The following is a 25,254-nucleotide window of genomic DNA, read 5'->3' as shown; positions in this document are numbered from 1 at the left end:
GATGCGTCTGACTACTGGATCGCACGCACGCCTCGGCGCAAGCTGGGACGGACGCGGCACCAATTTCGCGCTGTTTTCCGCCAACGCGCAGAAGGTAGAGCTCTGCCTGTTCGACCCCCAGGGCCGGCGCGAGCTGGAGCGCATCGAATTACCGGAGCGTACCGAAGACGTCTGGCACGGCTATCTCAACGACGTCTCGCCGGGCCAGCTCTACGGCTACCGCGTGCACGGCCCCTACGAGCCCGAGCACGGCCACCGCTTCAATTCCAACAAGCTGCTGCTGGACCCCTACGCCAAGCGGCTCGCCGGACGGCTGGTTTGGAGCGACGCGCATTTCGCGTACCGCACCGGCTCGGCGCGCGAGGATCTGTCGTTCGACCGACGCGACAATGCGCGCGGCATGCCCAAGGCCGTCGTGGTCGACGAGACATTCAACTGGGGCCGGCGCGAAATCCGGCCCAATATTCCCTGGGAAGACACCATCATCTACGAGGCTCACGTCAAGGGCCTGACGCAGAAGCGCGATGACGTGCCGCCGAATTTGCGCGGCACCTATGGCGGCCTGTCGTCGCCGGCGATGATCGAGCATCTGAAGAAGCTCGGCGTCACCACGGTCGAGCTACTGCCGATCCACGCCTTCGTCGACGACCGCGTGCTGGTGGAGAAGAAGCTCGTCAATTACTGGGGTTACAACACGCTGTCCTTCTTTGCGCCGGAGCAGCGCTACGCCCAGGACAACGTGCTCGATTCCTTCCGCACCACGGTAGCGCGCCTGCACGATGCCGGCATCGAGGTGATGCTCGACGTCGTCTATAACCACACCGCCGAAGGCAATCATCTCGGACCGACGCTGTGCTACCGCGGCATCGACAATGCCTCCTATTACTGGCTGAACCGCGAGAACCCGCGCTACTATGACGACTTCACCGGTTGCGGCTCGTCGGTGAACCTCACCCATCCGCGCGTGCTGCAGATGGTGATGGATTCGCTGCGCTACTGGGTCGAGGTCTGCCATGTCGACGGCTTCCGCTTCGACCTCGCCACCACGCTGGCACGCGGCCCGAACGGCTATGATCGCGGCATCTCGTTCCTCACCGCGATCCGGCAGGACCCGGTGCTCGCGACCGTCAAGCTCGTTGCCGAGCCCTGGGATCTCGGCCTCGGCGGCTATCAGGTCGGCGCATTCCCCTCGCAATGGTCGGAGTGGAACGACCGCTATCGCAGCGCCATGCGCCGTTACTGGAGCGGCGAAGGCAGCCTGATCGGCGACATCTCCAGCCGCATGACCGCGTCCTCCGACCTGTTCAACCACGACGGACGGCGCCCCCGCGCCAGCATCAACCACATCACCGTGCATGACGGTTTCACGCTCGCCGACCTGTTCAGCTATAACGAGAAGCACAACGAGGCCAACGGCGAGGACAATCGCGACGGCTCCAGCGACAACCACAGCAACAATTGCGGTGTCGAGGGCCCGACCGACGATCCGAACATCCTCAGCCTGCGGCGGCAGCTGCGCAAGAACGTGCTGGCCTGCCTGATGCTGGCGCAGGGCATTCCGCTGATCCTCGCCGGCGACGAGGTTGGCAACACGCAGTCCGGCAACAACAACGCCTATTGCCAGGACAACGAGGTGGGCTGGGTCGGCTGGGACAATCTCGGCAAGGACGGCGACGACATGATCGATTTCGTCGCCGACCTCGCCGAGATCCGCCGCCGGTTCTCGCAACTTCGCAGCCATCGCTGGCTCGACGGCCGACCGAAGGACGGCATCTCCTACGGCGCGCTGTGGCTGACGCCCGCCGGCGACGAGATGACGGAAAACGACTGGAAATTCCCGGAGGGCCGGTTCCTCTCTTATGTGATGGGACCGATGGAACCGGGCAGCGCGGCGATCTTTATCGTATTGAACGCCGCCCCCGAAGAGATCGCATTCAAATTGCCAAAAATGCCCGAATACAAGAGCTGGCAGCAGATCCTGAACACGACGGATGCCAAGCTGAACAGCGTTGATTTCCTGCCCGGAAGCGACAGCAAGGCGGCGCCTCGCTCGGTGCTCGCCTTCGCGGGGGCGCTATGAGGCCATCGTTCGGGGCGAAGCCGACCAAGGACGGCATATCGTTCCGATTGTGGGCGCCTGGCGCGCGTCGCGTCGATCTCCTGCTCGGAAGAGGGCACGCGATGCAGCGCCGCCAGGATGGCTGGTATGTCACCGAGATCGCCGGGCTGCCGGTCGGCAGCACCTACAAGTTTCGGATTGACGACGAGATCGACGTGCCCGATCCGGCGTCGGCCTTTCAGCCCGAGGATGTGTTCGGCCCGAGCGAGGTGATCGATCACGATGCCTTCGCGTGGCGCGCGAAGGATTGGCGCGGCCGCCCCTGGGAAGAGACGGTGCTGATCGAGACCCATGTCGGTACCTTCACGCGCGATGGCACCTACCGCGCCATGATCGACAAGCTCGATCATCTCGTCGCGACGGGCATCACGGCGCTGGAGCTGATGCCACTGGCCGATTTCGCCGGCCGCCGCGGCTGGGGCTATGACGGCGTGCTGTGGTATGCGCCCGACAGCGCCTATGGCCGCCCCGAACAGCTGAAGGCGCTGATCGACGAAGCCCATCTGCGCGGGCTGATGGTGTTCCTGGACGTCGTCTACAATCACTTCGGCCCCGAAGGAAACTATCTTGGCCGCTACGCGCCGACCTTCTTCACCGACGCGCACACGCCCTGGGGCAGCGCCATCGATTATCGCGTGCCGCAGGTGCGGGCCTTCGCCGTCGAAAACGCGCTGTCCTGGCTCAGCGACTACCGTTTCGACGGGTTGAGGCTGGATGCCGCCAACCACATCATGGCGATCCCCGGTGAGCAATCAGTGCTGCACGACCTCAGCGCGGCCGCCGGTGAGCTCGCCAAGGCCACCGGACGACACATTCATCTGGTGCTGGAGAACGGCGACAACCGCGCCAGCCTGCTCGACGCCGCACAGGAGCCGCCGAACGGCAAATATCGCGCGCAGTGGAACGATGATTATCATCACGTTTGGCATGTGATGCTGACCGGCGAGCTCGCCGGTTACTACGCCGACTACCAGACGCCGCGCCTGGATCTCGCGCGCGCGCTCGGCTCGGGTTTCGTCTACCAGGGCGAGATCTCGGAATTCTGGGGCAAGAAGCCGCGCGGCGAAGCGAGTGGCGAATTGCCGCCGGCAAGCTTCGTCAACTTCCTGCAAAACCACGACCAGATCGGCAATCGTCCACTGGGCGACCGGCTGGAGAGTTTGGCATCGCCGCAGCAGATCGAGGCTGCACTTGCGGTCACGTTGCTCGTACCGATGGTGCCGATGCTGTTTCAGGGTGAGGAATGGGGCTCGACGGCCCCCTTCCCATTCTTCTGTGATTTCCACGGCGGCCTTATCGACGCTGTCCGCAAAGGCCGCCGGCAGGAATACGCCTGGGCCTACGAGAAATATGGCGATGACGTGCCGGATCCGTTCGATCCGGCAACACTGCAATCGGCCGTGCTGGACTGGACCGGGCGCACGCCGGCGCAGGATGCACGGCTCGCGCTGGTGCGAAAGCTGCTCGCAGTTCGTCGCAAGGAGATCGCACCGCGGCTCAAGGACGCGAGCTTCGGCGACGCCGAGGCTTCCGACAACGGCTTGCTTGCCGCCCATTGGCGCATGGGCGACGGCACCACGCTGCGCCTGACTGCAAATCTGTCGGACAAGGATATCGCGCATTCCATCGGCAATGCGGGCGCGCCGATCTGGGGCAGCGCAAGCGGCGATCGGCTTCCGCCCTGGTCGGTGATCTGGCATCTCGGAGGTTGATATGCCCTCCGCGATTCCTCTCGCGACTTACCGGCTCCAGCTCACCGCGGATTTCGACTTCGACAAGGCCGCGGCGGTGGTGCCTTACCTGAAGGCGCTTGGGATCACGCATCTCTACGCCTCGCCGGTCATGAAGGCGCGCAAGGGCTCGACCCACGGCTACGACACCGTCGATCACAGCCAGTTCAATCCAGAGCTCGGCGGCGAGGCTGGCTTTGCGCGCCTCAGCGACGCGCTCGCGCAGCACGATCTCGGTCTCATCATCGACTTCGTGCCGAACCATGTCGGCGTGCATTTTGCCGACAATCCCTGGTGGCTGGACGTGCTGGAATGGGGGCAAACCTCGCCGCATGCGGCCGCCTTCGATATCGACTGGGATTTGCTGCCCCACCGGGCCCGTGGCGGCGTGCTGCTGCCGATCCTTGGCTCCTCCTATGGTGAGGCGCTCGAGCGCAGCGACATCGCGCTGCGCTATGATCCCGAGGAAGGCAGCTTTTCCGCCTGGTATTTCGAGCATCGCCTGCCGATCGCGCCGGAGCGCTATGGCGAGCTGCTGCGGATGATCGTGAAGGAGGCGGACGCTGCCGAGACCGAGGCCGGCAAACGCCTGCTCTCGCTCGCCGCACGCTACACCGGCCTGCGCCGGCCGAACCGCAAGGAAGCTCCCGGCTTCAAGACGGAACTGAAAGAGATCGCCGGCGCCGCCGACATCATCGCGCACGGCCTCGCCGCCTATCGCTCGGGAAAAGATCGCCCGGCGCAAACGCTGGCGCTGCATCATCTGCTGGAGCGGCAGAACTACAAGCTCGGCCATTGGCGCCTTGCGTCGAGCGACATCAATTATCGTCGCTTCTTCGACGTCAACGGGCTCGCCGGCCTGCGCGTCGAGGACGCGAGCACCTTCGCGGCCACGCACCGGCTGGTGAAGCAGCTCGTTGCCGACGACAAGCTACAGGGCATCCGCCTCGACCATATCGATGGCCTGCGCGATCCCGCGCAATATTGCCAGCGGCTGCGCCGGCTGGTGCGCGACGCGCAAGGCAACACAAAGCCGTTCTACACGGTGATCGAAAAGATCCTGTGCGAACACGAGCGACTGCCGCATTTCGCCGGCGTCCAGGGCACCACCGGCTATGAGTGGATGAACGCCATCACTCAGGTGCTGGTCGACGCCAAGGGGCTGGAGGCGCTGGACGAGACCTGGCGGCAGATCAGCAACCGGCCGCCGCGACTCGCGCCGTATGTCAAGGACGCCAAGCGGCGCGTGCTGGAGACACTGCTGACCAGCGAATTTACCGTGCTGGCCCGGCTGCTCGCGCGCATCGCCAATGGTCACTACTCGACCCGCGACTTTTCCGCCGACAGCTTGCGGCAGGCGCTGGAATTGTATGTGCTGCACTTCCCGGTCTATCGCACTTACCTGACGCATAGCGGCCCGACGGCGCTCGACCGAAAACTGATCGACGACACCATCGCGCGCGCCCGCGCCGAATGGTTCGCCGCGGACGAAGGCATTTTCGACTTCCTGCGCGATGCGCTCACCATGGACCTGCTCAAGCCCGGCCGCCCGCCGCACAGCGCCCCGCGCGTGCGCCGTTTTGCGCTGAAGGTGCAGCAGTTCACCGGGCCGATGATGGCGAAGTCGCTGGAGGACACGGCTTTCTATCAATTCCACCGGCTGCTGGCGCTGAACGAGGTCGGCGGCGATCCCGCAAGCAAAGGCCTCAGCATTTCCACCTTCCACGAGGCCATGCGGGCCCGCGCCAGGGAATGGCCGCAAGGGATGACGGCGACCGCGACCCACGATACCAAGCGCGGCGAGGATGCGCGTGCGCGGATCGCGGCGCTCAGCGAAATTCCGGGCGAATGGACCAGCGCGGTTTCGCGCTGGAAGGTGCTGAACGCACCGCACCTCGCGCTCCACGGCAATCTGCGCGCGCCATCGGCGACGTTCGAATATATGCTTTACCAGACCCTGCTCGGCGCCTGGCCGCTCGAGGAAAGGGATGCCAGTTTCGTCGAGCGCATCCAGGCCTATGCGTTGAAGGCCGCACGCGAGGGCAAGGAAGAGACGAGCTGGCTCAATCCGCATGAGGCGTATGAGAGCGGCGTAAAGAGCTTCATCGAGAAAATCCTCGATCCCACGCTGTCAGGCGAATTCCTGGAGGCGATGCAGACCCTCGCCCGCCGCGTCGCGCTGCTCGGTGCGCTGAATTCGCTGAGCCAACTCACGCTGAAGGCGACGCTGCCGGGCGTGCCCGATTTCTACCAGGGCACCGAATACTGGGACCTGTCGCTGGTCGATCCCGACAACCGCCGCCCGGTGGATTTTGCCGCGCGGCAGGCGGCACTGGGTTCGTTGGAAGCGCCGGACTGGAGTGGACTGATCAAGAGCTGGCTGGACGGACAGCTCAAGCTCGCCTGGACGCGGCATCTCCTCAAGCTGCGCAATGAACTCGCCGACGTCTTCGCGCAGGGCGACTATCAGCCGCTCGATGTCCGTGGCGCACACGCGGACCATGTCATCGCCTTTGCCCGTCGCCGCGGCCGCGCTGCCGCGGTCGTCGTGGTCGCACGCCAGTTCGCGCTCTTCACGAAAGCGGGGCGGGAATGGCCCACACTCGAGGGGTTTGACGCAACCGTCGACGTCAGCGGCTTTACCGCGCCGAGCCTTGCGGGCAACGAACTGCAACTCGCGCAGGCCTTTCGCGATTTTCCGGCTGCGGTCATCGAAACCCGCGCGGCAAGCGCCATCAGGCCTCCGAGACAGCGCGTCCGCGCCTGACGCCTATTTTCCCTCGTCCTTGGTCAGCAGCAATTGTCCACGCTTGCGGATAGTCGCCTGCGCCATCTCGGCGAAGCGCTGCAGCAGCCACGGCAGCACCACCTCGACCTTGACGTGATCGTCGGCGACATCGACTTGGCCCGTCGCGATCTGCCCGAGCGCGCGAATGCGAAAGGCCAGGGTGTCGCCGCTCCAGCGCTCCTCCTCGACCTGCATCACGGGAATGCTCGCCGCCGCGCGGCCGAGCCCGGTCTTGAGCCGATGCACCGCTTCCTCGCGGCCGAGGCGATGCGGAATGGAAACGACAAGCGGTGTTGACATGGCTATGCCTGTGCTGGCTGATCCTCACATAGTCATGCCGGTCGGACGGTCAAAGGTTCCATGCAAGTTGGGAGCTGTCGACCCGTTTCAAATCCGGAACTTTAAAACCTGCGGCAAGTTGGCTCCGAACAACGGGACAGGTTGCAACGACCCTTTCAACAAAGGGCTGGAGGAGACTGGCATGTCCATCGGTACCATCATTCTGATCATTTTGGTCATCGCGCTGCTCGGCGGCTTCAGCGGCATCGGCGGCGGGCCGTTCTACGGCACTGGCTATTACGGCGGCGGCGGCCTCGGGCTCGTCATCATCATTCTGCTGATCCTCCTGCTGTTGGGGCGGATCTAGTCGATATCTCGTAGGGTGGGCAAAGGCGCAACGCGCCGTGCCCACCTCTTCGTTGCAAGACAAAAAGGATGGTTGGCACGCTTCGCTTTGCCACCCTACTTCATTTTCCCCGCCAGCTTCTTCACCGCCGCCTTGATTGACGTAGCCGCTTCGTCGTAGCCGCTCCAGGCTTTCGAACGCGTCAACAAGGCGGGCACGGTTCTCACCGTGAATTTCTTCGGATCGAGATCGCCCTTCACCTGCGCCCAGGTGACCGGCATCGACACGGTCGCGCCATCGCGGGCACGCGGTGACAGTGGCCCCACCGCGGTGGACATGCGATCGTTGCGCAGATAGTCCAGGAAAATCTTCCCGTTGCGCAGCTTCTTCGACATGTTGAGCAGATAGCGCTCGGGATCGTCATCGGCCATCCACTGGCAGATGCCTTGTGCGAACGCCTTGGCTTCCTTCCAGCTCACCTTGTCGCGCGCGCCGTGAAGCAGCGGCACCACCACGTGGAGGCCCTTGCCGCCGGTGGTCTTGCAAAAGCTCTCCATGCCGACATCGGCCAGCCGCTGCCGCATCGCCTTTGCCGCTTCGACGACATCGGCAAATTTGACGTCCGGCGCAGGATCGAGATCGAACACCAACCGGCCCGGCGTGTCATAAGCGTCAGGCGCGCAATTCCAGGGGTGCAGCTCGACGCCGCCAATCTGCGCGACCGCGGCAAGCCCCTCGACGCGGTCGATCTGCAAATAGGGCTTGCGATCACCCGAGACTTTTGCGAGCTCGAGGAGGTTCGAGGTGCCCTGCATCGCATGCCGCTGGAAGAATTTTTCACCGCCGATTCCGTCCGGCGCACGCAGGATCGAGCAGGGGCGCCCCTTGAGATGTTCGATCATCCAGCCGCCGACGGCCTCGAAATAGCGCGCGAGATCGAGCTTTGTGACGCCCTCGGCGTCGCCGCCGTCCGGCCATAGCTCCTTCTCCGGCTTCGAGATGAAGACGCCCATCACCTCGGCGGTGGCAGCGCCCTTCGATTGCTTGCCCGTCTTCGGCACAGCGCGCTTCCTGGCGGAAGGCTTCGCGAGTTCGGTATCCGCAGGTGTTTCCGCCTCGACCTCCTCGGCCGGCTTGTCCTGCCGCAGGCCCTTGAACGCGGCCTGACGGATATTGCCGTCGGCGGTGAAGCCGGCGAATTCGATCTCGGCCACCAGCTCCGGCTTCAGCCAATGCACGTCTCGGGTCTTCTTGGGCGCGTTCTTGCCGCCGAACGGGTTTTCGCTCGACGCCGCCTCTTTCAGAAACGGCATGATGCGCTTGACCTTGTCGGCGCCAAAGCCGGTGCCGACTATGCCAACAAAGGCGAGGTGATCGCCGCGATGCACGCCCGCCATGAGCGATCGGAATTTCCCGGCCGTCGTCTTCCAGCCGCCGATCACGACCTCATGCCCGGCGCGGCATTTGGCCTTGGTCCAGCTCTCGGTACGACCCGACCGGTAAGGCGCATCGAGCTTCTTCGAGACCACGCCTTCGAGCTCGAGCTTGCAGGCCGATTGCAGCACCGCGTCTCCGCCGCTTTCGAAATGCTCGACATAGCGGATCTGGCTGGATTTCTTCTTGCGTGCTTCGAGGAGTGCCTTGAGGCGATCCTTGCGCTCCCCGAGTGGCAGACGGCGGTAATCGAGGCCCTCGGCAAACAGGAGGTCGAATGCGAAGAAGATCAGGTCCTCCGTCCTCCCGTCGGACAGTGCGGCCTGGAGCGATGAAAAATTCGGCGCACCGTTGTGGTCGAGCGCGACGATCTCGCCGTCGATCAGCGCGTCCGGCAGTGCACTGGCCTCCTTCGCAATCGAAGCGAACTTATCGGTCCAGTCGAGGCCCTTGCGCGTCTTCAGCGTCGCTTCGCCGTCCTCGACGCGAAGCTGCACGCGGTAGCCGTCGAACTTGATCTCGTGGCACCAACCATCGGCCGCCGGCGGCCGCTCGACCGGAGTGCAGAGCTGCGGCGCCACGAAGTCTGGCATCTCCGAGACCTTCTTGGCCGCGGTCGCGGTCGTCGCCTTCTTTTTCGAGGTTTTGACCCTCTTCAAGGCCGCGCGCGGCGCTGGCTTGACGGTCCGCCCCCTGGTCTCCTCGGCGCGGTTGGACTGCCAGACCGCATCGGCCTTGCCTTTGGCCTCCTTTGCCAGCATGAACGGCTTTGGGGCGCGGCCCTTGCCGCCGGCGATCTGCTCCATAGCGCGGCCGGACGCGACGGACTTGTCCTCGCTCAGAATATCCTCATCCTCGCTGGCATATTCGTCGCGGTGCTTGATCAGCAGCCAGTTGGTTCGCTTGCCGCCGCTGCGGTCGTGCCGCATCCGCACCAGCACCCAGCTGCCATGCAGCTTCTCGCCACGGAGGGTGAACTTGAGGTCGCCCTTTTTGAAGCCGGCTTCGGGATCATCGGATTCCCAGGTGCCGCGGTCCCACAGCATCACCGTGCCGCCGCCATACTGGCCTTCGGGAATGGTCCCCTCGAAATCGCCATAGTCGAGCGGATGGTCCTCGACCTCGACAGCCAGCCGCTTGTCGTGCGGATCGAGCGAAGGGCCCTTGGTCACCGCCCAGGACTTGAAGACGCCGTCGAATTCGAGGCGGAAGTCGTAATGCAACCGGGTCGCGTCATGCTTCTGGATCACGAAACGTCGCTGCTTCGAGGGCGTGACCGCCGATTCACCTGACGGCTCGGGCGTCTTCTCGAAATCGCGTTTCTGTCGGTAGGTGGAGAGTTTTCGCAGCACGACCGGTCCCGCATTCTCTAATTGCGTTGAAGCCTATCACGGCCAAAGTCCCACCCGGAACCAAAACCCTATGGGGCGGTTGGGGTTCCAAAACGCATTGAGAACGCTGGAGAATGGAAATGGCGCCCCGTGCCTATTGGAAGGGAACGTTGAAACTGTCGCTGGTCAGCTGCCCGGTCGCGCTCTACCCCGCGACTACGGCGGCCGAGAAGACGCGGTTTCACATGATCAACCGCGAGACCGGCAACCGGCTCAAGCAGCAGATGGTTGATTCCGAGACCGGCGATGTCGTCGAGAGCGACCAGAAGGGCCGCGGCTACGAGCTGCGCAAGGGCAAATCTGTCGAGATCGAGCCTGAGGAGCTCGAGGCGGTCCAGATCGAGAGCAATCACACCATCGACATCGAAAGCTTCGTGCCGAGCGAGGAGATCGACCAGCGCTATCTCAACCATCCCTATTACATCGCGCCCGAAGGCAAGGCTGCGGTGGATGCCTTTGCCGTGATCCGCGACGCCATGAAGGACCAGGACCGCGTGGCACTCGCCAAGATCGTGCTCACCAACCGCGAGCACATCATCGCGATCGAGCCGCTCGGCAAGGGCCTGCTCGGCACCACGCTGCGCTTCCCTTACGAGCTGCGCGACGAGGACCAGTTCTTCGACGACATCAGGAGCCCGAAGATCTCCAAGGACATGGTCGAGCTCGCCGGGCACATCCTCCACACAAAGGCGGCACATTTCGACCCGAGCAAGTTCAAGGACGAGTACGAGACCGCGCTGAAAGCGCTGGTCAAGCGCAAGGCCACCGGCAAGAAGATCGCGATGCCCGAGCCCGAGGAACGGCCGAGCAACGTCGTCAGCCTGATGGATGCGCTGAAGCAGAGCCTGAAGGGGCGCGGCGGGAAGAAGGCGGCGGCGAGGTCGCATGCGCGCCGCGCCACGGGGCGACAGAGGGCCACGCGGAAAACGCAGCGGACGACGGCGCGGCACAGGAAGGCGGGCTAGATCGCCGCCGCGCAATCTTCCCCTCGTGGTGGGGAGGTGATGGAGCCTAATCCCCTGCCTTCAGCCGGTACCCGATCCCCGTCTCGGTCAGCACATATTGCGGCCGCTCCGGATCCGCCTCGATCTTCTGGCGAAGCTGGCGGACATAGACGCGCAGATATTGCGCATCGGTTAGCTCGTCCCAGAGCTCTTTCAGCAGAAAGCGATGGGTCAGCACCTTGCCGGCGTGCTGCACCAGCACGCGGAGAAGGTCGTATTCCTTCGGCGAGAGTTTGACGTCGCGCTCGCCAAGCCTAACGATGCGGCGAACCAGATCGACGGAGAGATCACCGGAGCGGAAGATCGGGCGCTCGCCCTGCACCTGAAGCTGGTGGCGCAAGGCTGCACGCAGGCGCGCCAAAAGCTCGTCCATGCCGAACGGCTTCGTCAGATAATCATCGGCACCGAGATCGAGCGCCTGCACCTTGCCGGCCTCGTCGCCGCGGCTCGACAGCACCACGATCGGCACGGCTTCATTGCGCGCGCGGATGGTGCGCAGCAGCTCGTGGCCCTGGATGTCGGGCAGGCCGAGATCGAGGATGATCAGCGCGGGCTCTTCGGTGAGCTTCTCCAGCGCGATCTTGCCGTTCGACGCCTCGAGGATCTCGTAGCCCTGGGTCGAAAGCCCCATCCGCAGCAATTTGCGGATCGGCGGCTCGTCGTCGATCACTAGAACCTTGATCTGGGCGGCGCTCATGCGGCGGTATCCAATGCGTGGGTCTGTGCCGGAACGGGCAGACGGATGGTGAGGACCGCGCCGCTCCGGTCACTGCGGTTGGCGGCCGTGACCGTGCCGCGCATCGCCTCGACAAAGCCGCGCGAGATGGCAAGCCCGAGCCCGGTTCCGGGACGGACATGGTCGCCCTTCTGCGCACGATAGAACTTGTCGAACACGCTTTCGAGCTCGTCGGACGGGATGCCGGCGCCCTCGTCGGCGATCTCCAGCGCCACCTGATCGCGCTCGCGCCGGCTCTTGATCGCAATCGTTGTCTCTGGCGGCGAGTATTTCGCGGCATTGTCGAGCAGGTTGAACAGCACCTGCTCGAACAGCACGGCGTCGAGCTCAAGCATCGGCAGATCGGCGGCCAGAACCAGCTCGACCTTGTGCGCGGTCAGGATCTTTGAAGCCCGCCGCAGCGCGCTGCCGACGATCTCGCCGAGATCGTGCAGCGCCGTGTTAGGCACGATGGCGCCGGACTCGAGCTTGGTCATGTCGAGCAGATTGGCGATGAAGCGATTGAGCCGTTCGGACTCGTCGATCACGGTGGCGAGCAGATCGCGCTTCTCGGTGTCGGACAGCGCGCCGGCGAGATCGCGCATGGTCGACGCTGCGCCCAGCACAGAGGCGAGTGGCGTCTTCAGATCGTGCGAGATCGACGTCAACAGCGCCGAGCGCAGCCGCTCGGACTCAACAGTACGCTTGACCCGGTCCATGTCCTCGACCAGCAGCACGCGCTCGATCGCGAGCGCGCCCTGATCCACCAGCGCGTCCAGCAGCCGTCGCTGGTCCGGTGTCAGCAGCGGTCCGGTGCGGTCGTTGTCGATGCCGATGACGCCGATCGGGCCGCGCCCGGTGCGCATCGGCAGGAACAGGCGCTTGGCGCCCGGCAACGTATCCGAACCGCGGCCGGCGGGACGGTCGTTGCTCCAGGCCCAGTTGGCGGCGGCGAGATCGGCCTGGTCGAGCTGGTCCTCCGGCGGATAGCCGGATTTCACCGTTAAGAGACCCTCCTCCGGCAGCAGCAGCACGACGCGCACTTTCAGCATCAGCGCGATCTGATAGGCAGACGCCCACAGCACGTCGTCGAGCGTGGCGGTGCCGGCGAGCTTGCGGCTGAAGGCGTAGAGCTGCTCGGTGGTCCTGATGCGGCCGATCGCGGTGTCGGCCTGCGTGCGCACGCGCGCGGCGACGTTCGAGACCAGGATCGCGATCAGCATGAAGAAGAAGAACGCCGCGACGTTGGTCGGATCCGTGATGGTAAAGGTGTAGACCGGCGGCAGGAAGAAGAAATTGTAGGCGAGCGACGCTGCGAGGCTCGCGAGCAGCGACGGCCACAAGCCATAGCGCACCGCGACCGCCACCACGGCGGTGAGCAACACGAGGTCCACGTTCTCGATGCCGAAGCGCGGCTGCAGCAGCACCGCGGCGCCGAGGCCGACCAGCACGATGCCGAGCGCCTTCAGATAGGGCCGCGGATTGAACGGCTCGGACCGCGCCGCGGTCTGCACCGCCGCCTTGGGCGCCGCCTCGTCCGGCAGCTCATTGCCGGGGATGACGTGAACACTGATATTGCCGGCGCGGCGCACCAGATCATGCACGACCGAGCCGCGCGCCATCTCGAACCAGCGCGAGCGCGTCGACTTTCCGATCACGATCTGGGTGACGTTATTGCCCTGGGCGAAGTTGATGACGTCGTCGGCGATACGGCGGCCGATGGCGGGAATGGTCAGCGCCTCGCCGCCGAGCGCCTCCGCGAGCCGCAGCGTATCGGCGAGCCGGTCGCGCTCCTCATCAGAGAGCTGGAGCGACCGCCGCGTCTCGATCGAGATCGCGGTGAACGGCGCGTGCAGCCGGTCAGCCAGCCGCTTGGTGTAGCGCACGAGCCCCGCCGCGCGCGGGTCCTCACTGACGCAGACGAGGATGCGCTCGCCAGCGGCCCATGGGCCGGCGATGGCGTTCGCCTGCATGTGAGTGAGCAGCTGCTCGTCGACCCGCTCCGCCGTACGCCGCAACGCGAGCTCTCGCAGCGCGGTCAGATTGCCCGGCGAGAAATAATGCTCCAGCGCCCGCTCGGCCTGCTTGGGGACATAGACCTTGCCCTCACGCAGGCGCTGGATCAAATCGTCGGGCGTGAGGTCGATCAGCTCGATCGCATCGGCACGGTCGAAGATCGAATCCGGAACGGTCTCGCGCACCCGCACATGGGTGATCTGGGCGACGACATCGTTCAGGCTCTCGATGTGCTGGATGTTGACAGCGGTGTAGACGTCGATGCCGTGGGAAAGCAGCTCCTCGACGTCGAGATAGCGCTTGGGATGGCGGCAAAGGGGCGCGTTGGTGTGGGCTAGTTCGTCGACCAATGCGATCTTCGGGCGCCGTGCGATCACGGCATCGAGGTCCATCTCCTCGACGATCTGGCCGCGGTAATCGAGCAGCTTGCGCGGGACCACTTCAAGTTCGCTCACCAACGCCTCGGTCTCGACGCGGTCATGGGTCTCGACGAATCCGACCACGACATCGATACCGGCCTTGCGCCTGGCGTGGGCGCTCTGCAGCATCTCGTAGGTCTTGCCGACGCCGGGAGCGGCCCCGACGAAGATCTTCAGCTTGCCGGTCGCGCCCTCCTCCCGGCGCGCAGCTTCCAGCAGCGCCTCGGGAGACGGACGTTGTTCGGGATCGCGGCGCTCTCGTACCATCAGGCCAATATAGTCACCGGAGCGCGGCGAGCCTAGACCGCTACTTCGCGGCGGCGCGATCGAGCGCGAGGTTCAGGGCCAATACGTTAACGTGCGGTTCGCCGAGCAGGCCGAGCAGACGGCCCCGGGTGTTTGAAGCAACGATCTGCCTAAGCTGTTCCTCCGGCATATTCCGCACCTTGGCCACGCGCGGCACCTGGAATTGCGCCGCTTCCGGCGAGATGTCCGGGTCGAGCCCGCTGGCCGAGGTCGTGACCAGATCGACCGGCACGGCGGCATTCGGGTTCTCGGCTTTCAACCTGTCCACGTCCTCTTTCAGCCGGTCGGCCAGCGCCTTGCTGGTCGGGCCAAGGTTGGAGCCGCCCGAGTTGGCGGCGTTGTAGAGCGCCGAGACGGTCTTGGTCGAATCAGTCGGGTCCGGCGCCAGCGTCGCCGAGGGACGACCGTGGAAATATTTCTCGTCCTTGAACTCCTGACCGATCAGGGCGGAGCCGACCACCTTGCCGTCCTGCTCGATCAGGCTGCCTTGCGCCTGTGACGGAAAGACCGCGCCGGCAATGCCGGTCATGGCGAGCGGATAGGCCAGGCCCGTGATGGCGGTCAGCACCAGCAGGAGGGTGATGGCGGGGCGGATTTCTCTGAGCATATGTATCTCCTAATTTTATTCGTCATTGCGAACGAAGCGGAGGCAATCAAGAATCTTTCCTTGGAAGCAGTCTGGATTGCTTCGTCGCTTCGCTCCTCGCAATGACGGGGGTTATGCCAGGTGCAAAGCGACAACGACGAGGTCGATCGCCTTGATGCCGATGAAGGGAATCACGATGCCGCCGAGACCGTAGATCAGCAGGTTGCGGCGAAGCAGCGCGCCGGCACCGACCGCGCGATAGGCGACACCCTTCAGCGCCAGCGGGATCAACCCGATGATGACAAGCGCGTTGAAGATGATCGCCGACAGGATGGCGCTCTGCGGGCTCGAGAGGTTCATGACGTTGAGCACGTTGAGCTGCGGGTAGAAGGCCAAGAACATCGCCGGGATGATCGCAAAATATTTTGCGACGTCGTTGGCGATCGAGAAGGTCGTCAGCGCACCGCGCGTCATCAACAGCTGCTTGCCGATTTCGACCACCTCGATCAGCTTGGTCGGATTGGAGTCGAGGTCGACCATGTTGCCGGCCTCGCGCGCGGCCTGCGTGCCGGTATTCATGGCGACACCGACGTCGGCCTGCGCCAGCGCCGGCGCATCGTTGGTGCCGTCGCCGCACATGGCCACCAGCTTGCCCTTGGCCTGCTCGTCGCGGATCAGCTTGAGCTTGTCCTCGGGCGTAGCCTGCGCCAGGAAGTCGTCGACGCCGGCTTCCGCCGCGATCGCGGCCGCCGTCATCGGGTTGTCGCCGGTGATCATGACGGTCCGGATTCCCATGCGGCGCAGCTCGGCAAAGCGCTCCCGGATACCGCCCTTGACGATGTCCTTGAGCTGGATAACGCCGAGCAGCCTGCCGTCCTTGGCCACGGCCAGCGGCGTACCACCGGCTTTCGAGATTTCGTCCGAGATAGTCTGGATCTCGCGACCGATATCCGAGAGCCCGGCGGGCTGAATGGCGCGCGCCGTGTTGCCGGAGGCGACAGCCAGCTGCGCGCCGCCGCCGACATAGTTCAGCATGGCATCGACCGCCCCCTTCCGCACCGACGAGCCGCCGGCATCGACGCCGCTCATGCGGGTCTGCGCCGTGAACGGGATGAAGGTGGCACCAAGCTCCGCCATCTCGCGGCCGCGGATGCCATACTTCTCCTTGGCCAGCACGACGATGGATCGGCCTTCCGGCGTTTCGTCGGCGAGCGAGGCGAGCTGGGCAGCATCCGCCAGTTCCTGCTCGCTGGCGCCGCGCACGGGACGAAACGCGGTCGCCTGGCGGTTGCCGAGCGTGATGGTGCCGGTCTTGTCGAGCAGCAGCGTATCGACGTCGCCGGCGGCCTCGACCGCGCGGCCGGACATCGCCAGCACGTTGAAACGGACCAGGCGGTCCATGCCGGCGATACCGATCGCCGAGAGCAGCGCACCGATCGTGGTCGGGATCAGCGTCACGAACAGCGCGACCAGAACGACGACCGAGATCGAGCCACCGGCATAGGCCGCGTAGCTCGGAATGGTGACGGTGGCGAACACGAAGATGATGGTGAGGCCGGCGAGCAGGATGTTGAGCGCGATCTCGTTCGGCGTTTTTGCCCGCTCGGCGCCCTCGACCAGCTTGATCATGCGGTCGATGAAGGTCGAGCCTTGCGCCGCCGTGATGCGGACGCGGATCCAGTCGGACAGCACTTGGGTGCCGCCGGTCACCGCCGAGCGGTCACCGCCGGACTCGCGGATCACGGGCGCGGATTCGCCGGTGATGGCAGCTTCGTTGACGGATGCGACGCCCTCGATCACCTCGCCGTCGGAGGGAATGGTGTCGCCCGCCTCGACCAGCACGATGTCGCCGACCTTCAGGCCCGTGCCCGGCACGAGCTTGAAATCCCGGCCCGCGCCGGTCATGAGCTTGGCCTGGCTTTCGGTGCGGGTCTTGCGCAGCGAATCGGCCTGCGCCTTGCCGCGGCCTTCGGCGACGGCTTCAGCAAAATTCGCGAACAGCACCGTGAACCAGAGCCAGAGGATGATCTGGAAGGTGAAGCCGAGATTGGCGCCACCTGTGACGAGGTCGCGCAGAAAAATCACCGTGGTGAGCGCGGCCACGATCTCGACCACAAACATCACGGGGTTCTTGATCATCAGCCGCGGGTCGAGCTTGCCGAAGGATGCGCGGATCGCGGGCACGACGATCCTGGGATCGAGCATTGCCGAGACGGAGGCGCGTTTTTGCAGTTTCATGGTGTCCACGGAGGTCACTCCAAACAATCAGAAGACGTTACCGGCGTTCATCGCGAGATGCTCGACGATGGGACCGAGTGCAAGCGCCGGGAAGAACGTGAGGCCGCCGATGATCAGGATCACGCCGACGACGAGACCGACGAACAGTCCGCCGGTGGTCGGGAACGTGCCCGCCGACGGCGGAATGGATTTTTTCGCTGCCAGTGAACCCGCGATCGCCATCGCCGGAATGATCATGAAGAAGCGGCCGACGAACATCGCGCTGGCGAGCGTGAGGTTGTAGAACAAGGTGTTGCCGGTGAGGCCCGCGAAGGCCGAGCCGTTGTTGCCGGTCGCCGAGGTGAAGGCGTAGAGCACCTCGGTGAAGCCGTGCGGGCCGGCATTGGCCATCGAGGCGACGGCGGGCGGATAGACCACGCCGACCGCGGTCCAGCCGAGATACATCAGCGGCAGCACCAGGATGGCGAGCATCGCCATCTTGACCTCGCGCGCTTCGATCTTCTTGCCGACATATTCCGGCGTGCGGCCGACCATCAAGCCCGCGACGAAGATCGCCAGCACGACAAACAGCAGCATGCCGTAGAGGCCGGCGCCGACGCCGCCGACGATGATCTCGCCGAGCTGCATGTTGATCAGCGGGATCATGCCGCCGAGCGCGGTGAAGCTGTCGTGCATGGCGTTGACCGCGCCGCAGGAAGCGGCCGTGGTGATCACTGCGAACAGCGAGGACGCGACGATGCCGAAGCGGACTTCCTTGCCCTCCATGTTGCCGCCGGTGAGGCCAAGCGCCTGCAGCGTCGAGGTGCCATCGGCTTCCGCCCAATAGGTGACGGCGACGCCCGCGACGAACAGCACGCCCATCACCGCCAGGATCGCCCAGCCCTGGCGCTGGTTGCCGACCATCCGGCCGAACACGTTGGTCAGCGCAGCGCCCAGCGCGAAGATCGACAGCATCTGCACGAAGTTCGACAGCGCGGTCGGGTTCTCGAAGGGGTGCGCGGCGTTGGCATTGAAGAAGCCACCGCCATTGGTGCCCAGCATCTTGATCGCGACCTGCGATGCGACCGGGCCGACCGCGATGGTCTGCTTGGCGCCTTCCAGCGTGGTGGCCTCGACATAGTCGCCGAGCGTCTGCGGCATGCCCTGCGAGATCAGGAACAGCGTGTAGACGGCACAGATCGGCAGCAGCACATAAAGCGTGGTGCGGGTGACATCGACCCAGAAATTGCCGACGGTGCGCACCGAAGCGCGCGAGAAGCCGCGGATCAGGGCGACCGCGAGCGCAATGCCGGTGGCCGCCGACAGAAAATTCTGGTGCGTCAGGCCGACCATCTGCACGAGGTAAGAGAGCGTGCTCTCGCCGCCGTAGTTCTGCCAGTTGGTGTTGGTGATGAAGGAGATCGCGGTGTTGAAGGAGAGGTCTTCAGCGACCGCGCCCTGCCCGGCCGGATTGAAGGGCAGCACCGCCTGCAAGCGCATCACGCCATAGATGATGAGGAAACCGCCGACATGGAACAGCAGCATCGCGACTGTGTAGGTCAGCCAATGCTGCTCGCGCTTCTCGTCGACGCCGGAGATCCAGTAGATGCCGGCCTCGATCGGACGCAGCACGGGCGAGAGGAACGTCCGCTCGCCGTTGAACACGCGCGTCATGTACCAGCCGAGCGGCTTTGTGAGCGCGACGATGATAAGGCAGAAAAGAATGATCTGGAGCCAACCGATCACAGTCATGGCATCAACCCTTCAGGCTTGGTGTCCGCCGCAGCAGCGGCAGGAGCACCACAAGCAGGCAGCCGACGAGCGCAACGTCCGCCAGCAGCAATTCGACAAGCAGCAGCAAGGGTCAGAACCGTTCCGGCCGCAGCAGCGCGTAGGTGAGGTAGAACAGGAGGCCGAACGAGACGGCACCGGCGAGCGCATAATCGAAGATCATGGTTCGCTCCGTCACAGCCGTTCGCAGGCGTAGGTGTAGCCGATCGCAAGGGCAAAGAAGCCGAAGCCCAGCGCCAGCATCAGAATGTCCATCATGGGATTGTTCCTCGCTGCATCCCTCTATCGGGAGCAACACTTTCTCGGGGACCCGGCGGAGCCGGTGGAGAAAAGCGCGACGCATTTCCACGGCCCAAGCGGGACTTTTGACCGTGCTGAAGTGCCACCGCGGGCATAGGTTTTCGAGACGTGGGCTATGGCGAAGTTATAGGAATCTCATAAAGGGTGGGACGGTTGACGGCGCATCGCATCGCCCGCATTTATGAAATCTTTATATCTCCCATCCCCTTCCCATCTCGTTTTCCAATGTCCTTCTCGCCATCCTGAAGACGCCGGCCGACTGACCGACGCCAATTCCAGGAGGCCTGACATGACCGTCGCTTATCGGCACTACGATCCCCCGGCCCTCAGCGACCACTTGCGCAATGCGCAAGGCATGACGCGGCCGTTGATGCTCGAGATCATCGACAAGGCCTGCCGCCGCTTTCACTCGCTCGGACAGACCGAGCGCACCGCTCGCCTCATGCGCCTGATCGACGCGGAGGCCTGGGCCGACGCCGCGCTGGCGTTGATGGAACTCGAACTGCCGCTGTGGCACGTCCGCCGGATCGCCTATGACGAAGGTGAATGGCATTGCGCGCTCTCGCGCGAGCGCGAGCTGCCGGATTGGCTCGACGCGGCTGTCGAGGGATGCCACGGCGACCTCGCGCTCGCGCTGCTGTCGGCGTTCGTCGAAGTCCAGGCATTGGCCGTGGAAGCGCCGCGACCGAGCGTCCCCAACGTGCGGCCCGCCCCGGATCCGCTCTATGAGCCGGCCGCGTGCGAGAATTTCAGCTGAACGAACGCCAAGCCTTGATGCGAGGCCTTATGGCGCTCCTATGAGATCGCCGCGCGCCCTCTCTCGAAATCCTATCCAATCGAAAAGATATTGATCCGGCGGTTCGCGGGAGGAGATCCCGCCCCTCGCGTCAATTGGAAGGATACTATCCGTGAAACTCGTCGAACCTCCTTCGTGCAGCTCGCCCTCCAGCATCGTCTTCATCGGCCAAAACCATCGGGGCCAATGGATCGCGCAACAGCAGAACGGCCTCTATGGCGGCTTGTTCGTCAGCCGCGCCCAGGCCATCAAATACGCGCTGTTCGAGAACGGACAGCATCCCGAGACCATCGTCGAGCTGCTACGCGAGATCGAGCTCGACATGGGTAAACACCCCGACCTCTCGCAGCACGCCGCTTGAGCCGGCGCCTTTCGGCGAGCAAGCCATGTTCATTCCCCCCTCGGCCTGGTTCACCGGCTTCATTCCGGATCTGCCGACGCCGTTCGATGCGGCTGACACGATCGATCTCAAGGCGTTCGCCGCACTCTGCGAGCGCCAGGTCGCGGCCGGCGTTCCCGCGCTCGTGGTCTGCGAGACGGCGGGCGAGGCACCGACACTCTCGCCCGCCGAGCAGGAGCTCGTTATTCGCACCGCAGTCGACGTCGCCCACGGCCGGTCGCGGGTCGTCGCGGGCGCGATGTCGAATGCCACCGGCCGCGTTGTCGAACTTGCGCGGCGCGCAGAAGCGGCTGGCGCGGACGCCATCATGGCGGTGGTGCCCGCCTACAACAAGCCGATGCAGGAGGGGATGCTCGCGCATTTCCGCTCCATTGCCGGCTCGACCGGACTGCCGGTGATCCTGCACGATGTTCCCTCCCGCACGCTGCGCCCACTTGCCGACGAGACGCTTCTACGCCTCGTCGAGTCTCGCCGGTTCGTGGGCCTCCGTGATGCGAGCTGTGACATCACCCGCCCGATGCGGTTGAACCGACTACTGCCGGCAGGCTTTCGGCTGCTGTCCGGCGAGGACGCGACCGCCTTCGGCTATATCGCCGGCGGCGGCGACGGAGCCATCTCGGAAGTTTCCAACATCGCACCGGATCTGTGCCGGACGATCTTCTCACAGGTCAGGCAAGGTCGCCTGCAAACAGCGCGCTATCTGCACAAGCGCCTGATGCCACTCATCGCCTGTCTCTCCAAGGACAGCCCCGCGGCGCTCAAGAGCGCCCTGAGCGTGCTTGGCCTGGTGTCGCCGGCCACACGGCTGCCGATCGTGCCGCTGGACGCGGCCGCGCAGAGGGAGGTGGTTAGGGCACTCGCCGCCATCGCCGACGAGGAGCTGATCGACGGCGTAGGTGCCTGAGGCGTCAAGAGGCAATTTCATGCTGCAGTCACCCGAAGGACCTCACAGCCTGCTCCGCGCCTGGCAGCTAGCGCTGCTGCGCCTCGCCGTGACGCGGGATGAATCCGACAGGCTCAACGTGGTGGCGCTGGCGGCCGAGCTCGATTGTCTCGGCGGCGAATCCCTCCACTTCTTCCGGCGGACCAGCTGGCAGCTCTGTGCGGCCCTCAGGGGGCAGCTGCAGGATGCGGAAGCGACGCTGGAATGCTTCTGCAGGCAAATCGAGGAACCGCGGCTGCGGCTCGCCTTTGCCGCAGCGATCGGCATGCCACATTCCAATCATGCACCGTCTCGGGCTCCCTCGAAGCGGAACTCCGATCTCTTCAGAGGGCTACCAGCGCGTGGAACGGCGTCTTTATGACATTCCTATGCGGCGGCGCCAGCGGTCATCTCGCAATCTTACGCGGCGGTGGCCATCATACGAGACAGATCGGAGCGGCCGTCTCGCCGCATGAGGCAAGGACTTACAAAATGTCGATCCTGACACATGGCTTTGACCGGCCCCTCGGGTCCGAGCTTCCGGCGCGCATCTCCGGGGCGCGCAAGGCGCAGCTCAAGGATCTCGCTCTCGGCGCGCTCACTCTGCTCTCGATGGGCAGCGTGCTCACTGCGCTCATCGCGCTGAAGACCGCAATCTATGTCTGGCACCTGAACGTCTGAGCAGCGGGAGGCTCCCATGACCTTGCAGATGTGTGAAGAGGCCGCCATGGCCGCAATTGCCCTTCAGGCCCCTCGTCGCCAGGCCGACGCCAAACAGGCGGCGGCACTCAAGCCACTCGATCCGGATGTCATCAGTACCGCCATCCCCGTCTTCTTCATCGGGCGCAACAACGCCGGCCTCTGGGTCGCGCGCGAAGCGAGTGGACAGGTCGGCGGCCTGTTCCTGTTCAAGAGCTCGGCGGTGGATTTCGCCAACCGTCAGAGCGCGCCGGCGCGCTGCGCCCTGGTGTTCCCCACCGAGAGTTTCGAGCTCGATGTCGAGAACCGCGGCAGTTTCCTGATCGTGCTGGCGGGGGCAGCCAGGCAGCTTCTTGCACGCGTGACGACAAGGCCAAGGACATGATCGAGTTCAAGATCGCCATCCTGGTCGCTTTACTGGGTGCATTGCTGCTTGGCATGCGTTTCGGCGCGGCTCCTGCCGCGGACAAGTAGCGTGCATTTCCTCAAGGGACATCTCGAGCACGCCGTCACGACGACGATCCTGACCATAACGCTGAGCTTGGTCTGGGGTGCGGTCCTCACGATCGTGATCACGCTCGCAGCCCGCGGGCTTGGAATCTAGGACCTCGACCGCGAATTGACCATGACTGCCCATTGGGCGAGCAACTGTGCACGAGCCGTGGTCGCGCTCCCGGGATAGTCCTTCTATCCGGTCGGAAAACGCCCGGCCGATCTGGCGCTGTTTCACGGAACCGTGTAGATCGGTTTCATGAGCACAAGCAGCGTCAACGTCGTCGCCCACCCCCTGGTCCAGCACAAGCTTTCCCTGATGCGGGAGAAGGACCGCTCGACCAAGAGCTTTCGCGAAATCCTGAACGAGATCGGGATGCTGCTGGCCTACGAGGTGACGCGCGACCTGCCGCTGGAGCTGGTCGAGATCGAGACACCGATCTCGCCGATGCAGGCGCCGAAGATCGCCGGCAAGAAGCTCACGCTGGCGCCGATCCTGCGCGCCGGCGTCGGCTTCCTCGACGGCATGCTGGCGCTGATGCCCTCGGCCCGCATCGCCCATATCGGGCTCTACCGCGACCCCGAGACATTGCAGGCCGTGGAATATTACTTCAAGGCGCCGCAGGACCTGTCCGACCGCACCGTGATCCTGATGGACCCGATGCTGGCAACCGGCAATTCAGCCTGCGCCGGCGCATCGCTGCTGAAGGATCGCGGCGCCCGCGACATCCGTTTCGTCTGCCTCCTGGCCGCGCCCGAGGGCATCGCAAAGTTCCAGAGCGAGCATCCCGACGTGCCGGTCTGGACCGCCGCGATCGATGAACGGCTCAACGACCACGGCTACATCGTGCCAGGCCTGGGCGATGCCGGCGACCGGATGTTCGGCACCAAGTAGACAGGTTTGCGCGATCGGGCTACTCCGGTTGGCATGCGCGCCGACGATGTTTCACTGCATTCGCTGATCGGATCGGACACCGCCGCCGATCCTGCCTTCGTGTTCAACGGCACACCCGTGTCGCGCGCGGAGCTTTCAGCGACGGTCGCGCAGACCACGGCCTGGCTCGCGGCGCAGGGTATCGGCAAGGGCGACGTGGTCGCAGTCTGGCTGGTCAACCGGATCGAATGGATCACGCTGCTGTTCGCCACCGCCCGGCTGGGTGCGGTCGTTGCCGCAGTCAACACGCGCTACCGCGGCGCGGAAGTCGCGCATCTCTTGAAAGTGTCGGGCGCCAGGCTGCTGGTGCTCGAGGCGGCGTTCCGGTCGATCGATTTCGCCGCTGTTCTCGCCGACATTGCCAAGGCCGATGTGCCCGCATTGCAAAAGCTCGCGGTGGTCGGCGCGGATGCGATCCCCGCGCAATGGCCCTGCATTCGCTTCGATGCGTTCGACAAACCCTATCCGGCGGCTGCCGTCCAGGATGACGTCGACCTGCCGGTGCTGCTCTACACCACATCCGGCACCACAAAGGGGCCCAAGCTGGTCGCGCATTCGCAGCGGACGCTGGCGACCCACGCCAACTCCGTTGCCAAGACGCTCAAGCTCTCGCCGCAGCGTCACTCGCTGCTGGCGATGCTGCCATTCTGCGGCACCTTTGGCATGACGAGCCTGCTTGGCTTCATCGCAGCCGGCGCGACTATCCACGTGCTAGACGCCTTCGAGGCGGCACCGGCGCTGAAAATCCTCAGCGAGCACAAGATCACGCACTGCTTCGGCTCCGACGAGATGTTCCGCCGTATCCTTGCGCTGACCGATGAGCCACGTCCCTTCCCGCATCTCGAGGTCTGCGGCTTCGCCGCGTTCCAGCCCGGCTGGCGCGAGCTGGCTGCGGAGGCCGAGGCGCGCGGCCTGCCGCTATTCGGCCTCTACGGCTCGAGCGAGCTGCAGGCATTGTTCTCGATCGCCCGTCCCGGCGACGCCTTCGCCGATCGCATCGAGGGCGGTGGCTGGCCAATGTCCCCCGAGGCCAAGGTCCGCGTGCGCGACACCGAGACCGGCGAGCTTGCAGCGCAAGGCGTCTCCGGCGAGATCGAGATCAGCGCGCCGTCGCGCTTCCTCGGCTATTTCAACAACCCCGATGCGACGCGCGATGCGTTCACCGCGGACAGCTTTTTCCGCACCGGCGACATCGGCCGGCTTCGCGATGGCGCCTTCGTGTATGAGACCCGCGCGGGTGACGCGATGCGGCTCGGCGGCTTCCTGGTCGCACCCGGCGAGATCGAGGACGAGCTCAAGTCCTGTGCCGGCGTCGCCGATGCCCAGGTCGTCGCGGTCGACCTGAAGGGCCAGGCGCGCTGCGTCGCCTTTGTCATCCCGGCCGGCACTTCGCCGCAACAGGAGGTGCTGACGGCACGCCTGCGCGAGCGGCTCGCCGGCTACAAGGTTCCGGCACGGATCTATGTCGTGGACGCCTTCCCCGTGACCGATAGCGCCAACGGCGTGAAAATCCAGCGCGCCCGGCTTCGCACCATGGCGATGGAGCGGATAGCGGTCGAATAGGCCTCTC

22 protein-coding genes are annotated in these 25,254 nt (G+C 64.8%); 14 read left to right on the top strand and 8 right to left on the bottom strand.

Features of this window, described 5'->3' with window-relative positions:
• Position 1 precedes the first annotated feature (1 nt).
• From glgX to treY, 3 genes are read left to right on the top strand one after another with little or no spacing between them, the layout of a single operon-like run.
• Positions 2–2,080 (top strand): glycogen debranching protein GlgX, encoded by a 2,079-nt coding sequence (glgX, locus tag ABIC09_RS07510; RefSeq protein ID WP_354108872.1) that lies wholly within the window; start codon positions 2–4, stop codon positions 2,078–2,080.
• Entirely contained in the window at positions 2,077–3,831 is a 1,755-nt protein-coding gene (gene treZ, locus ABIC09_RS07505) for a malto-oligosyltrehalose trehalohydrolase (RefSeq protein ID WP_354035249.1), read from the top strand. Before glgX ends, treZ begins: the two co-directional genes overlap by 4 nt.
• Before the next feature lies 1 nt (position 3,832).
• The gene (treY, locus tag ABIC09_RS07500) at positions 3,833–6,616 is read left to right on the top strand and encodes a malto-oligosyltrehalose synthase (protein ID WP_354108871.1); all 2,784 of its coding nucleotides are present in this window, start codon (positions 3,833–3,835) and stop codon (positions 6,614–6,616) included.
• A 3-nt stretch (positions 6,617–6,619) separates the two neighbouring features.
• Here treY and ABIC09_RS07495 read toward each other — a convergent pair whose 3' ends face one another.
• Positions 6,620–6,937 carry a polyhydroxyalkanoic acid system family protein gene (locus ABIC09_RS07495; protein WP_354108870.1) on the bottom strand — a complete coding sequence of 106 codons (318 nt, stop codon included), beginning with the start codon at positions 6,935–6,937 and terminating at the stop codon, positions 6,620–6,622.
• A gap of 181 nt (positions 6,938–7,118) precedes the next feature.
• Here ABIC09_RS07495 and ABIC09_RS07490 point away from each other — a divergent pair, with 181 nt between their 5' ends.
• Complete coding sequence (locus tag ABIC09_RS07490) at positions 7,119–7,283, top strand: DUF3309 family protein (RefSeq protein WP_084292022.1); 165 nt, start codon at positions 7,119–7,121, stop codon at positions 7,281–7,283.
• 95 nt (positions 7,284–7,378) lie between these two features.
• Here ABIC09_RS07490 and ligD read toward each other — a convergent pair whose 3' ends face one another.
• Complete coding sequence (ligD, locus tag ABIC09_RS07485) at positions 7,379–10,048, bottom strand: DNA ligase D (protein WP_354108869.1); 2,670 nt, start codon at positions 10,046–10,048, stop codon at positions 7,379–7,381.
• Positions 10,049–10,167: 119 nt separating this feature from the next.
• On the opposite strand from ligD, the gene ku reads away from it, so the two are divergent.
• Positions 10,168–11,052 carry a non-homologous end joining protein Ku gene (gene ku, locus ABIC09_RS07480; protein ID WP_354108868.1) on the top strand — a complete coding sequence of 295 codons (885 nt, stop codon included), beginning with the start codon at positions 10,168–10,170 and terminating at the stop codon, positions 11,050–11,052.
• Positions 11,053–11,098: 46 nt separating this feature from the next.
• Here ku and ABIC09_RS07475 read toward each other — a convergent pair whose 3' ends face one another.
• The 6 genes from ABIC09_RS07475 to ABIC09_RS07450 all read right to left on the bottom strand — a co-directional run bounded on the left by ABIC09_RS07475 (position 11,099) and on the right by ABIC09_RS07450 (position 19,304).
• Positions 11,099–11,788, bottom strand: coding sequence for a response regulator (locus tag ABIC09_RS07475; protein WP_354035259.1), 690 nt, complete (start codon positions 11,786–11,788; stop codon positions 11,099–11,101).
• Positions 11,785–14,508 (bottom strand): DUF4118 domain-containing protein, encoded by a 2,724-nt coding sequence (locus ABIC09_RS07470; RefSeq protein WP_354108867.1) that lies wholly within the window; start codon positions 14,506–14,508, stop codon positions 11,785–11,787. Before ABIC09_RS07470 ends, ABIC09_RS07475 begins: the two co-directional genes overlap by 4 nt.
• A gap of 40 nt (positions 14,509–14,548) precedes the next feature.
• Complete coding sequence (locus ABIC09_RS07465; protein ID WP_354108866.1) at positions 14,549–15,154, bottom strand: K(+)-transporting ATPase subunit C; 606 nt, start codon at positions 15,152–15,154, stop codon at positions 14,549–14,551.
• Between the two features lie 111 nt (positions 15,155–15,265).
• Positions 15,266–17,380 (bottom strand): potassium-transporting ATPase subunit KdpB, encoded by a 2,115-nt coding sequence (kdpB, locus tag ABIC09_RS07460; protein WP_354108865.1) that lies wholly within the window; start codon positions 17,378–17,380, stop codon positions 15,266–15,268.
• 18 nt (positions 17,381–17,398) lie between these two features.
• Complete coding sequence (kdpA, locus tag ABIC09_RS07455; protein WP_354108864.1) at positions 17,399–19,102, bottom strand: potassium-transporting ATPase subunit KdpA; 1,704 nt, start codon at positions 19,100–19,102, stop codon at positions 17,399–17,401.
• A 112-nt stretch (positions 19,103–19,214) separates the two neighbouring features.
• Positions 19,215–19,304, bottom strand: coding sequence for a K(+)-transporting ATPase subunit F (locus ABIC09_RS07450; protein ID WP_038965694.1), 90 nt, complete (start codon positions 19,302–19,304; stop codon positions 19,215–19,217).
• Positions 19,305–19,730: 426 nt separating this feature from the next.
• On the opposite strand from ABIC09_RS07450, the gene ABIC09_RS07445 reads away from it, so the two are divergent.
• From ABIC09_RS07445 to ABIC09_RS07405, 9 genes are all read left to right on the top strand, one after another.
• The gene (locus ABIC09_RS07445) at positions 19,731–20,198 is read left to right on the top strand and encodes a hypothetical protein (RefSeq protein ID WP_354108863.1); all 468 of its coding nucleotides are present in this window, start codon (positions 19,731–19,733) and stop codon (positions 20,196–20,198) included.
• A gap of 151 nt (positions 20,199–20,349) precedes the next feature.
• Positions 20,350–20,598, top strand: a complete 249-nt coding sequence (locus tag ABIC09_RS07440; RefSeq protein WP_187435267.1) for a hypothetical protein — start codon at positions 20,350–20,352, stop codon at positions 20,596–20,598.
• 25 nt (positions 20,599–20,623) lie between these two features.
• A complete protein-coding gene (gene dapA, locus ABIC09_RS07435) occupies positions 20,624–21,541 on the top strand; it encodes a 4-hydroxy-tetrahydrodipicolinate synthase (protein WP_148754772.1) in 918 nt (305 codons plus the stop codon).
• 19 nt (positions 21,542–21,560) lie between these two features.
• On the top strand, positions 21,561–21,941 hold the full coding sequence (locus ABIC09_RS07430) for a hypothetical protein (RefSeq protein ID WP_148754773.1): 381 nt from the start codon (positions 21,561–21,563) through the stop codon (positions 21,939–21,941).
• 110 nt (positions 21,942–22,051) lie between these two features.
• A complete protein-coding gene (locus ABIC09_RS07425; RefSeq protein WP_148754774.1) occupies positions 22,052–22,240 on the top strand; it encodes a hypothetical protein in 189 nt (62 codons plus the stop codon).
• A 16-nt stretch (positions 22,241–22,256) separates the two neighbouring features.
• The gene (locus ABIC09_RS07420) at positions 22,257–22,643 is read left to right on the top strand and encodes a hypothetical protein (RefSeq protein ID WP_354108862.1); all 387 of its coding nucleotides are present in this window, start codon (positions 22,257–22,259) and stop codon (positions 22,641–22,643) included.
• Positions 22,644–22,733: 90 nt separating this feature from the next.
• The gene (locus ABIC09_RS07415) at positions 22,734–22,862 is read left to right on the top strand and encodes a hypothetical protein (RefSeq protein WP_283812780.1); all 129 of its coding nucleotides are present in this window, start codon (positions 22,734–22,736) and stop codon (positions 22,860–22,862) included.
• Positions 22,863–23,009: 147 nt separating this feature from the next.
• The gene (gene upp / locus ABIC09_RS07410; protein WP_148754776.1) at positions 23,010–23,645 is read left to right on the top strand and encodes a uracil phosphoribosyltransferase; all 636 of its coding nucleotides are present in this window, start codon (positions 23,010–23,012) and stop codon (positions 23,643–23,645) included.
• Positions 23,646–23,678: 33 nt separating this feature from the next.
• A complete protein-coding gene (locus ABIC09_RS07405) occupies positions 23,679–25,247 on the top strand; it encodes an AMP-binding protein (RefSeq protein WP_354108861.1) in 1,569 nt (522 codons plus the stop codon).
• Positions 25,248–25,254 lie beyond the last annotated feature (7 nt).

Source organism: Bradyrhizobium sp. S3.12.5 (assembly GCF_040548225.1).
Lineage (GTDB): Bacteria > Pseudomonadota > Alphaproteobacteria > Rhizobiales > Xanthobacteraceae > Bradyrhizobium > Bradyrhizobium cytisi.
Note: the sequence above shows the minus strand (reverse complement) of the source record. Positions and strands in the feature narration are given on the sequence as shown.